The organism is Leeuwenhoekiella marinoflava DSM 3653, from assembly GCF_900129005.1.
GTDB classification, from domain to species: Bacteria; Bacteroidota; Bacteroidia; order Flavobacteriales; family Flavobacteriaceae; genus Leeuwenhoekiella; species Leeuwenhoekiella marinoflava.
Map to the genome: position 1 here is coordinate 188942 of NZ_FQUN01000005.1, position 12776 is coordinate 201717.

Sequence of the window (12776 nt, forward strand, 5' to 3'; positions counted from 1 at the left end):
GAGAATTAAAAAGTTCCTAAGCGTTCGCTATTTTTTTCTTAATAAATTTATTGGCTAGGTAAATGTGGTTGGCAATTGTCTTTGGGGAGAGTTGGGTAACTTCTGCTATTTCCTGATAAGAATAATTTTTTAGTTTGTGAAGTGTAAAAATTTTTCTTTGTTGTTCTGGAAGTTGGCAGAGTAAAGACTCTAATTGAGTTTTTCTATGCTCGAAATCTTCATAAAAATTATGGTTATCTTCTTCCTGAAAATCACTTTTAAGGTTATAGGTGTTAATAGAAATAACCTTATTTTCTCTGTTTAAATGATTTAAAATTATGTTTTTACAAATGACAAATAACTGCTTATCAAAAAGAACGTCTTCTTTTAATTGTTCTCTGTTATTGTAGATCTTGAGAAAAGTTTCCTGAACAAAATCTTCGGGTGTAAGAAATTTAAACTCAAATCGCTCTGCGGTTTGAATTAATTTTGAATAGTAAGATGTATAAATATCCTTAAAAGCTTTTTTATTGGCTTTCTTAAGTTTTCTTACAAGTTTTTTGTTTTCCATTTCATTGAAGGTTCTTCTGCTTTAAAACAAACATTTGGGCTATTTATTATAGGTTTTATATTATTTCTTTTTAGTAATCAAGGCTTTTTTATATTCATCAAGTAGGTGTTGAATTTCATTTGTCATTAAAATCGAATAGGCATAGTACCCCCTGCTTAAACGTTCAACAAATTGAAAAGCTAAATGAGAACTTAAAAACATAGCGTGGCCCCAGTCTCATGTGGTAAGAGCTCCATTAATCAAAATATTAGGGATTATTAATCTACTTGAGTCAAACAAAGATGAATTGGATGATTTGCAATTTTGGTTAAATCAATTAAAAATTTCGTCTAATGGAATGGATTCTATTGTTAAAAAAATTACGGAAGAAGCTCAACAAATACTTTTAAATGCATAAATCGGTATTTATCCAATCATTCAGCTCATTGTTGAAAAAATGATGATGAATCTGACAGCTAGTTCGTTAATCTTCATATACTGCGAAAATGGAGCAACTGCCTTAAATACTTTAGAGCAATATTCAAAAACGACGTCAGCCTGCATTATACTACTAGACTTACATATACTCGTAATGGACGGATGGGAATTTCTGGATAAATTTCAATCAATACCTAAACCGGTATGCAATCTACAGTTATACATCTTATCTTCATCAACAGACACCGCCGATCTGGAACGTGTCAAATCGTATCCCTTTGTTCAAAAGTTTACCCCTTTTTTAAAAAGATATCCTCGAAATGCTTAAAATTTGTTGAATATTCTATGAGTTAGAAGTACCCTAATACACTTTAAGTATTTTTTAAGCTTGAGCATCAGATCCCCTACTCTAATTTATAAAGTTAGTAATCTTACGGAGTCAACCTAAGACCGGATGGTCTTTTAAAAGTAGAATTTTTAGGTTTATTTCGTAATAACTGAGCGTAATCGATCTTCATTATCGTCACCCCATTTACCTAAAACTGAAATTATGGGAATGATTGATTTGCCAAACTCAGTGAGCGTATATTCTACTTTAGGAGGAACAACAGGGTAAATTTTCTTAGTGACCAATTCGTGGCCCTCCAGTTCCTTTAATTGAATATTTAAAACCCTTCTTGAAGCCTCCGGAATTTTACGTTGCAATTCACTGGGCCTTAAAAAGCCTTGGTGGATAAACCACAATAAACGGATTTTCCATTTAGCGTACAAAACAGCCGCAACCAGGTCGAGACCACAATTAAGATTTATAGGAATTTTTCTTTCGTTCATAGTACAAACTTACTTTAAAGCCTCAAATGCAGCAATAAGGGATTTTTTTATCCCTATGCAATTCGATATTCCGTACTTGTGATAACTCAGCATATAACTCAATTTTGAATAGTAAAATTTTGAAAAATGAGAGCATCAAATAGCAACAACGAATTAAAAGGTAAGATCGCTTTAGTTACTGGTGGCACCCAAGGAGCCGGAAGAGCAATTGCAGAGCGTTTATCACAAGCCGGTGCAGAAGTTATTGCAGTTGCAAGAAATTTACCTGAAAACAAAGCAAGCAACCTAAACTTCATAGCTGCAGATCTAAGTACAACCGCTGGTACTGAAAAAGTAGTTACTGAAACCTTAAAACTATTTGAAAGGTTGGATATTCTGATTAATAACCTGGGAGGGTCTGAAACTAAAGGGGGTGGTTATGCTGTATTAACTGATAGCGACTGGGTGGAGACGCTCCAGACCAATTTACTTGCTCCTGTTCGTTTAGATCGTGGATTTTTACCTCAAATGATTATGAATAAAAGTGGTGTAATTATTCATATAGGATCCATACAGGCTAAATTACCTTTATACGATTCCACATTACCTTATGCCGCCGCAAAAGCTGGTTTAGTTAATTACAGTAAAGGCTTATCTAACGAGGTATCTCCAAAAGGAGTTCGCGTCTTAACGGTATCTCCGGGTTGGATCATGACCACATCATCATCACGATTAGTAGAACGATTGGCCGAAAATTCAAATACAGGTTTTGAAGAAGCCAAACAAAGTTTAATGGAGTCATTAGGCGGAATACCCTACGGACGACCGGCAGAACCAGAAGAAATTGCCGAACTGATAGGATTTCTGGTTTCCCCAAGAGCAAATTATCTAACAGGAACGGAATACGTTATTGATGGCGGAACTATTCCTACAATTTAAATAAAGACTATGGCAGCCTATATCGTATTTACACGAACAAAAACCCTAGACAAAAAGGAATTAGAAACCTATCAAAACCTGATAAAAGATACTATAGATGGACATCCTATGGAAGTTTTGGTTTCTTATGGGGTTTTTGAAGTTCTGGAAGGCAGACCCATTGAGGGTATCGTAATCGCCCGATTTCCCGATGGAGATTCCGCTAAAAAATGGTACTACAGCGATGCCTATCAAAATGCCTCTAAACACCGCTACAATGGCGCTTTATACGACGGCATATTGGTGGAAGGCCACTAACAATACAAATAATGTAAATTTAAAAGAAAATGAAATTACCGCAGACAATCAAAGACTTAATCGATGCTCAAAATAATTCTGATAGCCTTGCCTATGTAGCATGTTTCTCAGAAGAGGCTACTGTAAAAGATGAAGGAAAAACTCATCGGGGTAAACAGGAAATAAAAAATTGGATATCTAAAACCAACGAAACCTTTAAAATAGCCATGAAACCTCTAGATTATTTTGAGGGTCAACAGCTCCTAAAAGCTGAGATTTCAGGAAATTTCCCCGGTAGTCCTCTAATGTTGTCCTATCATTTCAAATTTAAAGATGATACTATAAGCTTTCTACTAATTGACCAGGACTAGTGATCGCCTATTTCATGATTCTCGCACTTGGGACAAACAACATATATGTCGCTTAAAAATTCGTAAAGAGTCTTTTCGTAAGCGTTAAATTTCGTTTTCATAATGTTTGTCTTAAATAGACCGCAACGTGATTGTGTAACAGGCGTTGCGTGGTTTAAGAACTAAGATACTTAAAAAACACGCACGTTAACGCTTGCGAGGATTTTCCGAAAGGAAAATCAGAAGCAATGCGTGTTTCACGGTGTGTGTGCCCAGTATGGGCATCTTTTGTTTTACCGAAAAGTAAACTATTAATCCACAAAATTATTATAAGAACAATCAGAGTTGAGGGTAAACCAAATTTGTTAGGGTCAATATATTTCGGATTGCAGAAAATTAGGTATGCATAAACCCCAAGTATGAAAAGTATCAAGAGGATTATAGGAATGCTAATTACCCATCTTATGGTTTCTGGCAATTCAAAGCTTAAGTCTTTGTCGAATTTCTTCTTCAGGGTCGTTATTTGTATTTAGGTCTGACATAGTTTATTTAATTGGTGCCAACTTATTATATCAACACTAAATATATACCTATCCCCTCAAAATTCACTGGATATCAACACCTTATAATTATGTTTATAAAAATAGACCTTTGTCTTAGAAGTAGTTTACAGAATTTCGTAATCTATTAAAATTATTTAGTTCGTTCAGGGTTTAGAAATGCAAATGTATAACTATACCCTAGCGTTTAAAATTAGGGTCATAGGTTTGGCATTCGCTAACATCTATTACAGAGCAAGTCTCTCTTGTATTAGTCGTTTTTTAAGTTTTTATACTTTTGCTTATTCTTACGCCACTAGTCAAAGCTTAGCGGTAGGATGAACCGCTTTTGTACTGCGTTTTTACATCCATTTTTCTTTTGAAGATTTCTCTAATGAAATCTATTTCTTTTTTGAATTGTAAATCTGACCTAGTTGCAAAATATAGTGTATTCGAAATATCCTTTTTCCCCCTCCAAATAAGTTTTATTTTTTCTTCCTTTAATGATTTATTTACTAAGAAATCTGGTACGATTGCAAAACCTTCCTCATTCTCAATACACCTAACTATTGAACCAATATTTGGTAAAATATAATTGGGTTTAAAATCTACTCTTTTTTTAAAATTTTCATACCAGAACCTTCTAAAATGTTCCATTTCATTTGAAGCACTATACCATATTTTATTTTTTAATTCGTTTTCTAATGCAGAAAAATTTTCTTCTTCTATATAATTTTTAATATTACCTAAATCTGTATTATTTCCCGCAACCATTATAATATTTTCCTTTGTGAAGGCTTCATATTCTGTCAAGGAATATTTTTTATCGATTTTTGGTGTTATTACAAGATCTAATAATCCATTATCTAAATCCTTTATTAAATCCTGATGATCTCCAAACTTTGCTACTAAATTAAATTTTAAGGATGAAATTTCTGATTCTAGAATCGTTTGAAATGTTTCTGTACACATTCCAATATTTATAGATGGAATTATTTCTTTAGACGTTTTTTTAAAATGTTGCTCTGCTTTTTCTAGTTTCTCTATGGCGTCAATTATAAATCCATACAATTGCTTCCCATCTTCTGTTGGAATCATTTTTCTTGAGGTTCTTTCAAAGAGCTTTTTACCTACATATGATTCCAAAGCATTTAAATGTACACTCACTCCTGGTTGAGATGTAAACAAGGATTTTGCAGCTTTAGTTAGGGTATTCTTTTCATAAATCGCAATGAAAGTTCTATACCATTCAAAATTTACCATCTATTAATTATTTTATACAAATGTATAAATCATATTATTTTTATAATGGAATTGATCAGCTTAATTTTGTATCCAGAAATAAAAATAATTGTTATGATTAATGTATTTATAATTAACGGTGGACATAAATTTGCTCATTCACCTGGAAGATTTAATAGAACTTTATTAGAAAAAACTAAATCTTTTCTAGAGGCAAAAGATGAGTTCAATATCCAAACAACTCAAATTGGTGAGGCTTACGATATCAATGTAGAGGTTGAAAAATACAGATGGGCTGATATCATTATTTATCATACACCTATCTGGTGGTTTCAAGTACCCTTTGGATTCAAAGAATATATAGACAGAGTTTTTACAGCTGGCCATAATAAAGGAATTTATGTAAGCGACGGCAGGAGCAGAAAAAATCCTGCAATCAATTATGGAACAGGAGGAAGTTTACAAGGCAAGAAATATATAGTTACCTCAAGTTGGAATGCTCCTGAGGAAGCTTTCAAGTTGAAAGATGAATTTTTTGATCAGAAAAGTGTTGATGAAGGAGTCTTATTTGGATTTCATAAAATGAATAAATTCATTGGATTAGAATTGATGGCTACAACTCATTTTCATGATATGGAGAAAAATGCAGATGTTGAAAAAGAACTTACTAAGTATGATGTATTTCTATCTGATAACTTTGATTAATAGATCTAAAATAAAAATGCTGCACAACTTGTTATATCAACACTAAATATATAGACAGCCTATAAACTCACAGAATATGGCTATACCCGGATTAAGACCATCCTATTAAGAAAAAAAAGATCACTTCAGCAACAGTATTACATCACTCGGGCGTGGCCCGCCCAAAGCCCTTAATCGTGTATGAAATCTAAAACCAGATAATAATATGCTATTTTATTTTCAGAATCGAAGCTGAATTCCCTTTTCAATCGCTGGTATTCAAAAGTCTTTCTAACTTCATAGGCAAAACTCATTGTAATATCCGATTGGCCTTTATCTCTTGGATTAGATTCATCCAACCCACCTCCTATTTTATGAATCGTGCGATGAAGGCTTTTCAAATCCTCATAAGCGTCTCAAATTTCTATTCCAGTTTCGTTTTTAGTTGGATTACTTTGTAACGTTCAGATTTTTTCAATCAAAAGAAGGCGGATCAAAAACTTCTTGCTATGTTTTTAAAAGTGTTGAAGTACAGTAGATATCCACTACCTTTTCAATAGTAAATAATCTGATTTTTATGTAGTAAACTAACTTTAATAAAGTATTAATTGGATTCAAATTCTCATGAAGCATCGATGTATGTTTATGAAAAGTATAGAACAGGAGGATACTAAACAAAATATCCAATAATAGCGCTATTTAAAACGTTTAATAAAGAATAGTTTCGGAATAAGAAGTTTGAAGATATCACAAACAGAAAAAAAACAGACCACCCCCCTACAGTTGGCCTGCTTGCTGACTAAATACTAAAAGTATTTAGTTTTAAGAATAGCAGTCCCCAATAAAATATTAAGCTTTTATAATGCTATTTCTTTTAGAATAATAAGGATCTTAATTCGAGGATGAAAAGCTGATCAGAACTGTAGTATTTGAAAAATTGTATCGATAATTTTGTTCGAGCAAATTAAGTAGATTACTAGCATTGATTCAAGCCCTTGTAGTCGTAATTCATAAATTACGACTCTTATTAACGTGGAAAGTCCGCTTTTGAAAGGCTCAGGATACAATAAGACAAATAAAGTAGCTTATATTCAAAAATCTTATTATCAAGCAGTTGTAAAAATCAGTAACCTATGAAATCGTCTGTAAAAAAACCTAAACTCAATAAATATGAAATTTATGTAATTAGTGGTTTGGCGCACGGCGTACCTGTTGGGAAGTTACAGACAATTCTTGAATTGTATGGTATGGAAGCGAATTCTATAAGCAGTATTGAAAAGAGTTTACATAGGTTACGCAAAGTATGAGGGTGTAAGACTAATACCCAACTCGTCTATAAATTACGAAACCGGGTAATTTCATTAGATCTTGAAAGTACTAGCTTGAGACCTTAAGATTTTTTTGGAAGAGTCGCTTGAAGTTTGTCATTTTAAAATTTTATAATCAATAGCATCGTCATTAATTTCTAAGGTGTATACATTAAAGATACACACGTTCTTAAATAGCTATCTATACAGACAGTTTGGTGGTAATTGCCCGAATTTTGACCCGATTCTACAGGAACTTAAGTTGATCACGTTAGGGTATAGTATGCGTCCACTAGTATCTAAGGGGAAACTCAATCTTTCCTATTGCTACGCTTTCGTTTCCAGAGAATATACCAAGCAACCTGAGTCAGGGATTGTAGTGCACGCGATACAATCGCGCACCAACCGGGGGGTTCCCTCCATACACAATAGACCTGTCCCTGCGTGTTGAGTATATCCTGATACAGTCGTTCGACCCTACCTGATAGCGGTTTAGGGGTGAGACTACCCTTTACCTACTCGACTGGCAACTGGCTTTTCTATTTATTAATTCAAACTACAACTCTTCCAAAATGGAATTTCCGCTGGACATATCCCCAGAAGTCCATTCCCACCTTTCATGAAGTCGTATTTTTTCGTTCTCTAAAATTTCTGGTTTTGAATAACAGATTCCTGTCATTAATTGTCCCTTTTCATTTACTTGATGGTAACGCATTTCAATGTTCCCATTTTCGTCCACCAATCCGATCAGATGCCCTTTTATTATTTGCCCACCCTTATATTCAGATGTCAGGATGTTGTCAATTTGTTTATACTCAAATATAGTTTCTTCCGTAGTTTCGCCATTCTCTGAATTTTGAACTGGTTTAAATTTCTTGTTGTTGTAGTTCATATATTTTCAACTATTTTCTCATTTTTTTTCAGCTTACCGCTAACTCGTTATATCCCGATGAATATACCTATTACCCCTTTGCATTTCTAGGGATAACCAGAACTTGAATCCCTGTTTATAAATAGATACCATTAAAAGACCGCATTCACTACAAACCAGATTACGGAACTCTGCATAACCTAAAAAATACACCTATCTAATAAAAAAAATCTAACAGCCGGTTGAGTCAAAACTTCGTTCATGCTAGGTTCCCATTATGTAATGGTACAGACAGTATCAGCCACAGAATCTTAGTTATTGTATACCCTATTTTTTATTCTTTCTCCATTTGTGAACTTATAAAAGGTATTCTGGGTGCTAAAAAATAACCTGTTAAACTTGCAAACAAGATTGGGATAAAATGTCCGAATCCTGTCAAGGTAGCAAGTAAAATTGTAGTACTCATTGGAGTTCGAGTTACGCAAGCATTAATTGCAGCCATACAACTAACTATAGCTAACGTTAAATTGATTGTCGGGAAAAGTTGATGTATAATTAGCCCTAATGTTGCTCCTACAAAAAATAATGGAATAATAAATCCACCTCTCCAACCTGATGTCACAGTTATTGAGATAGCAATAATTTTAAAGAACAATATTGCAAACAATAAGGTCAATGGGAAATTGCCCGAGAGTAGTTCATTAATTTCGTGATGTCCAAAGTATCGGGTTATAGGAAAATAAAATGCAATTAACCCAAGTAGAATACCACCAATTAGTGTTTTAATATAAATAGGTATAGGTCTTTTCTCAAAAAGTAATTTTAAAAATTTAGTACTAAATATAAATACCCAACCAAAAGAAGCTCCAATAATTGCAAAGAGAACTGCATAGCCAAAATCAAAAATTCCTGAATATTCATAAGCTGATAGATCCCAAACAGGGCCAAGTCCTAAATGAATGATTAATGCGAAAACTAAATAGCTGAAGCAACTTGCTACAAACGCAGGAATAATTGCTTTGTAATATTCAACTGCGTGTTTGTGATGCAAAATTTCTAATGAAAAGAGACTACCACCTAGAGGAGCACCAAATAAAGCTGTAAACCCTGAAGCCATTCCTGCGATACTTAATGATCTTAATTCTTCTCCTTTTAGTCGAAACAATTTACCTACCCAAGTTCCCGTGGAACCTGTCACTTGAACCAATGGAGCTTCTGGTCCTAAACTACCTCCTGATGCAACACACAGCAAAGAAGAGAGAACCATTGAAGGATTGCTTTTAGGGTCTAGTTTACCTTTATTAAATCGAATGTTGTTCACAATCAAGTGTATTTCTCCCGGATCTCCAATGAAATGAATTATCAAGCCTGCCAAAAGCCCACAAATTGCCATTACTGGAATTACTTGCCAACCGCTAAAAAAGGACAATTGATGAGTCAGAAACTCAAGTCCAATCCAATAAATTCCTGCAATTACTCCACCTATCAATCCAAGTAACGCCCATAACAAAAAAGTCCGACTGAAAACGAAAGGGTTAAATCGGATCGGTTGATCTAAAACAGCTAAGTAGGTTACTAATTTTCTTCTTTGCTTTAATTTCATTGCTTTATTTCTGTTTTAGGAGCTATACAACGGCAGTCTATTTCAAAACTATCCGTTTTTATCAAAAGTAACTGAAGTACATTAGATATCCAATAAAACTTAAATATGAGAAGATAACGCAGCAACTTATTAAGCATATTTATGGGAAGCTTACAAAGCTCTTTTATCGCAGGCCTCAAAATCTCGGGTTTTAATAAAGTCGTTACAAGTCTGCTGCAACTGCATAATGCCTGTTCTTTCCAGGTATCAAAAGCATGATTGCCTAGTATATGGCATCATTGGAAACGCCCCTAACAAAAACGGAAAAACCTGATTCGGTTTGGTGTCGACCCAGAGCACGCCAATGCGTGGAGCCGAACAAAAAAGGAAGCTGCTCATTGCGCAACGCCAAATCCGGAACTACAATTACCGTAAAAAGCCTGAAGACAAGGGGATATACAGCAATGCTCGAATACTATCAACAATCGCGGTCAAGTTAACGAACTGCTATATACGTGACCCGCCTGGTTTATCCTGAGCTAAGTCGAAGGGCACGGTGGTGTGAGGGGGGACTCCGTCATTTGATCGCGGAGCCATATACTCGACTGAGCGAATCCTCCCTATCGGTCGGAAGCTTACTTAAGCTAAAATACAACAATTCTTATATTTAGGGTAAACTTAAAATTTACCGTTATGTATAAAAAAGTAAAACGATAGTAGAGACCGCTATCGCAGCCGTTCCTGGCTTTGAAAGCCTTTACTTAAAACTTGGTAGGAGCTTTTTGATCAATGGTAAAGTCGCAAGTACACTGAATAACTACAAGCTATGTCTGGCACATCTGGGTCTGCACTACAAACAAAGCCCGGAGACGCTCTCTACCGAAATGATCAATGATTACCACTTTCATTGTGAAAACCTACACAAAACTTCATCCGACAGTTTTTTCAAGCACACTATTTTCGACCTGCAGACCATTTACAAGATCTTGGGCATAGAAAAAACAAGTAGGTCAAGCTTTCCGAAATAAAGCGGAAGAACCAACTCCCTGTAGTGCTTAGCAAAGCCGAAATCCACACATTACTCAAAGCACCCAAATATCTCAAACACCGATTGATACTGGACAGGCTGTATGGGTCTGTACTAAGGAGCTACCAACTCTTTACCCTACGGTTCTGCGATGTAGATTTAAACCGACAGACAGTCTTTGTGAAAAAGCAGAAGGGCAAACTAGATCGTTATCTACCACTTAGTAAACACCTTAAGTTTATTTAAAAAAAGTAGATGAAATTTTTAAACCGAACGGTTTATAATTATATATTTGCGTCGCTATGGCAAGAAAAAAAGAATTTGAATACGAAGAGAAACTAGATGTAGCAATGCATCTATTTTGGGAACAAGGTTATTATGTAACCTCACTTTCTGACCTTGAAAATCGTATGAAGATAAATAGAAGCAGTATTTATCCCACATATGGTGATAAAAAAGAACTTTTTCTAAAGTGTCTTGACCGATATCAAAAATCTAAATTGTTGGAATATGAAGCTTTTCTCAATGATAATAGTGACAACGCACTTAAAGATTTAGAGAAAATATTAAATCTAGCTGTAGCACAGAGTATTATTGATGATAAGGTTTGCTTAGCTGTAAGAATGATTTTTGAAATTGCGCTTGTTGACAATGAGATCAATCAAATGCTAGTAGCAAATGAGAAAAAAATTAAAAATGTATATGTAGAAATCATTAAAAGAGGTATGAAGCAAAATTTGGTAAAAGAGGAATTGGACACGGAGACTACCGCTTTATTTCTTTCAAGCTCATCCACAACCCTACTTAAAAATTATGTTTTGTACAGAAAAAAAACAGAAATGACCGCAATGATTCAGCTGCTTATTCAGCTGATTAAAAAATAATTACAATCATAAAATTAATTTTATAGTTAGTTAAAATTACAATATCAGTTAATGATATATTTTTCACCCTTATTTTAAACCGATCAGTTTATTATGCAAACAGACTTAAATAAAAAAATTGCTTACGTAGGATGCCTTGGTGTCGTTGGAATTATCAGTACAGAATTTGGAATTATTGGTGTTTTACCACAAATTGCCGCTCATTATGATATTAATATTGGTACAGCCGGATATCTCCTCAGTGCATTTGCATTATTTATAGCCGTTACCGGACCTTTTACTGTGTTATTTGCTTCAAGGTTCGATAAGAAAACAATAATGCTATGTGCATTAGGATTATTCTTCATATCCAATTTTTTCTCGATGTTTAGTCCGCCATTTTGGCTTTTAATGATCCTCAGAATATTACCAACAGTGCTTCATCCTGCATTTTTCTCAATGGCCATAGCAGCCGCCGTAAAAGGAACATCTCAAAATGATCAAATGAAATTGACCTCAATCATTATTGGAGGTATTGCACTTGCGCAAGTAACGCTAATTCCTTTGACAACATTTCTTGCTAGTATCTATGCATGGCAGATCACTTACGCAATCCAAGGATTTATTATATTGGTAACGATATTTATCATTTTTAAATTTATTCCTTCCATGCCGAATGAACAACCAGTATCATTCAAAAATCAACTTTCTATTTTAGTACAGCCAAGATTTATTTCCGGAACTCTTTTAAATTTATTATTGATCACCGCATGGTTTTGTTCGTACAGTTATTTCGCAGATTATCTTGCTAAAGAAAAACACATGAGTGAAAAAGAAATAAGTCTGTTATTATTACTATTTGGAGCTATGGGTGTATTCTCAAATTACTTGGCAGGTAAATTTTTGGGTAAATATATGTTTTGGACAACCCTGATCTTTATTCTCGGAGTATTTATAGTACCATTAGCCTTTGCATATACTGGCGACACATTTTTTATTGTAGCACTTGTTACCAGTTTTTGGGGAATTATGTACGGTCCGTGTTTTCTGATTGGAGTGGGATATATGATTTCGGCAGCACCCAATGCAAAAGAATTTGCAAACAGTTTACAAACTTCATTTGGAAATTTAGGCGTTTCATTAGGAACTGCTATAGGTGGTTTTTTTATTACGCAATACAGTATATCTATTACGCCTTGGGTTGGTGTTGTTTTTGCATTTTTGGCAATTATAACGATCATCTGGAGAGCTTATCTGGATAGATTACATGATAAAAAGTCTCTTTAATCCATGATGTATTTTGATTAAATTTAAAAGTA

At 34.3% G+C, this 12776-nt stretch carries 14 protein-coding genes; 8 read left to right on the forward strand and 6 right to left on the reverse strand.

Going from position 1 to position 12776, the window contains the following annotated elements:
- Positions 1–16 precede the first annotated feature (16 nt).
- Together BUB91_RS04510 and BUB91_RS04520 are read right to left on the reverse strand one after the other, a co-directional pair.
- Positions 17–550 (reverse strand): RNA polymerase sigma factor, encoded by a 534-nt coding sequence (locus BUB91_RS04510; RefSeq protein WP_073097518.1) that lies wholly within the window; start codon positions 548–550, stop codon positions 17–19.
- A gap of 900 nt (positions 551–1450) precedes the next feature.
- A complete protein-coding gene (locus BUB91_RS04520) occupies positions 1451–1798 on the reverse strand; it encodes a winged helix-turn-helix transcriptional regulator (RefSeq protein ID WP_073097523.1) in 348 nt (115 codons plus the stop codon).
- Positions 1799–1924: 126 nt separating this feature from the next.
- Here BUB91_RS04520 and BUB91_RS04525 point away from each other — a divergent pair, with 126 nt between their 5' ends.
- The 3 genes from BUB91_RS04525 to BUB91_RS04535 are packed head-to-tail and all read left to right on the forward strand — an operon-like array spanning position 1925 to position 3363.
- Positions 1925–2716 (forward strand): SDR family oxidoreductase, encoded by a 792-nt coding sequence (locus tag BUB91_RS04525; RefSeq protein WP_073097525.1) that lies wholly within the window; start codon positions 1925–1927, stop codon positions 2714–2716.
- A gap of 9 nt (positions 2717–2725) precedes the next feature.
- The gene (locus BUB91_RS04530) at positions 2726–3013 is read left to right on the forward strand and encodes a DUF1330 domain-containing protein (protein ID WP_073097528.1); all 288 of its coding nucleotides are present in this window, start codon (positions 2726–2728) and stop codon (positions 3011–3013) included.
- Between the two features lie 29 nt (positions 3014–3042).
- Positions 3043–3363, forward strand: coding sequence for a hypothetical protein (locus BUB91_RS04535; RefSeq protein ID WP_073097530.1), 321 nt, complete (start codon positions 3043–3045; stop codon positions 3361–3363).
- A gap of 845 nt (positions 3364–4208) precedes the next feature.
- On the opposite strand, the gene BUB91_RS04540 is transcribed toward BUB91_RS04535, so the two are convergent.
- Positions 4209–5144, reverse strand: a complete 936-nt coding sequence (locus tag BUB91_RS04540) for a LysR family transcriptional regulator (protein ID WP_073097532.1) — start codon at positions 5142–5144, stop codon at positions 4209–4211.
- Positions 5145–5237: 93 nt separating this feature from the next.
- On the opposite strand from BUB91_RS04540, the gene BUB91_RS04545 reads away from it, so the two are divergent.
- The gene (locus BUB91_RS04545) at positions 5238–5828 is read left to right on the forward strand and encodes an NAD(P)H-dependent oxidoreductase (protein WP_073097751.1); all 591 of its coding nucleotides are present in this window, start codon (positions 5238–5240) and stop codon (positions 5826–5828) included.
- A gap of 170 nt (positions 5829–5998) precedes the next feature.
- On the opposite strand, the gene BUB91_RS20740 is transcribed toward BUB91_RS04545, so the two are convergent.
- Complete coding sequence (locus tag BUB91_RS20740) at positions 5999–6208, reverse strand: hypothetical protein (RefSeq protein WP_139250528.1); 210 nt, start codon at positions 6206–6208, stop codon at positions 5999–6001.
- Between the two features lie 732 nt (positions 6209–6940).
- On the opposite strand from BUB91_RS20740, the gene BUB91_RS20940 reads away from it, so the two are divergent.
- Entirely contained in the window at positions 6941–7114 is a 174-nt protein-coding gene (locus BUB91_RS20940) for a hypothetical protein (RefSeq protein WP_164917820.1), read from the forward strand.
- A gap of 556 nt (positions 7115–7670) precedes the next feature.
- Here BUB91_RS20940 and BUB91_RS04550 read toward each other — a convergent pair.
- Positions 7671–8006 carry an avidin-fold protein gene (locus BUB91_RS04550; RefSeq protein WP_073097534.1) on the reverse strand — a complete coding sequence of 112 codons (336 nt, stop codon included), beginning with the start codon at positions 8004–8006 and terminating at the stop codon, positions 7671–7673.
- Positions 8007–8319: 313 nt separating this feature from the next.
- Positions 8320–9588: a chloride channel protein gene (locus BUB91_RS04555; RefSeq protein WP_073097536.1), complete on the reverse strand. Its 1269-nt coding sequence runs from the start codon at positions 9586–9588 to the stop codon at positions 8320–8322.
- A 1030-nt stretch (positions 9589–10618) separates the two neighbouring features.
- On the opposite strand from BUB91_RS04555, the gene BUB91_RS21225 reads away from it, so the two are divergent.
- From BUB91_RS21225 to BUB91_RS04575, 3 genes are all read left to right on the forward strand, one after another.
- Positions 10619–10840: a tyrosine-type recombinase/integrase gene (locus BUB91_RS21225; RefSeq protein WP_073097540.1), complete on the forward strand. Its 222-nt coding sequence runs from the start codon at positions 10619–10621 to the stop codon at positions 10838–10840.
- A 56-nt stretch (positions 10841–10896) separates the two neighbouring features.
- Positions 10897–11478, forward strand: coding sequence for a TetR/AcrR family transcriptional regulator (locus BUB91_RS04570; RefSeq protein WP_073097542.1), 582 nt, complete (start codon positions 10897–10899; stop codon positions 11476–11478).
- Between the two features lie 93 nt (positions 11479–11571).
- Positions 11572–12744, forward strand: a complete 1173-nt coding sequence (locus tag BUB91_RS04575) for an MFS transporter (protein WP_073097547.1) — start codon at positions 11572–11574, stop codon at positions 12742–12744.
- Positions 12745–12776: the final 32 nt, after the last annotated feature.

Coding starts and splice junctions, on each gene's coding strand:
- BUB91_RS04510 (WP_073097518.1), bottom strand. CDS start 550: ATGGAAAACAAAAAACTTGTAAGAAAACTTAAGAAAGCCAATAAAAAA.
- BUB91_RS04520 (WP_073097523.1), bottom strand. CDS start 1,798: ATGAACGAAAGAAAAATTCCTATAAATCTTAATTGTGGTCTCGACCTG.
- BUB91_RS04525 (WP_073097525.1), top strand. CDS start 1,925: ATGAGAGCATCAAATAGCAACAACGAATTAAAAGGTAAGATCGCTTTA.
- BUB91_RS04530 (WP_073097528.1), top strand. CDS start 2,726: ATGGCAGCCTATATCGTATTTACACGAACAAAAACCCTAGACAAAAAG.
- BUB91_RS04535 (WP_073097530.1), top strand. CDS start 3,043: ATGAAATTACCGCAGACAATCAAAGACTTAATCGATGCTCAAAATAAT.
- BUB91_RS04540 (WP_073097532.1), bottom strand. CDS start 5,144: ATGGTAAATTTTGAATGGTATAGAACTTTCATTGCGATTTATGAAAAG.
- BUB91_RS04545 (WP_073097751.1), top strand. CDS start 5,238: ATGATTAATGTATTTATAATTAACGGTGGACATAAATTTGCTCATTCA.
- BUB91_RS20940 (WP_164917820.1), top strand. CDS start 6,941: ATGAAATCGTCTGTAAAAAAACCTAAACTCAATAAATATGAAATTTAT.
- BUB91_RS04550 (WP_073097534.1), bottom strand. CDS start 8,006: ATGAACTACAACAACAAGAAATTTAAACCAGTTCAAAATTCAGAGAAT.
- BUB91_RS04555 (WP_073097536.1), bottom strand. CDS start 9,588: ATGAAATTAAAGCAAAGAAGAAAATTAGTAACCTACTTAGCTGTTTTA.
- BUB91_RS04570 (WP_073097542.1), top strand. CDS start 10,897: ATGGCAAGAAAAAAAGAATTTGAATACGAAGAGAAACTAGATGTAGCA.
- BUB91_RS04575 (WP_073097547.1), top strand. CDS start 11,572: ATGCAAACAGACTTAAATAAAAAAATTGCTTACGTAGGATGCCTTGGT.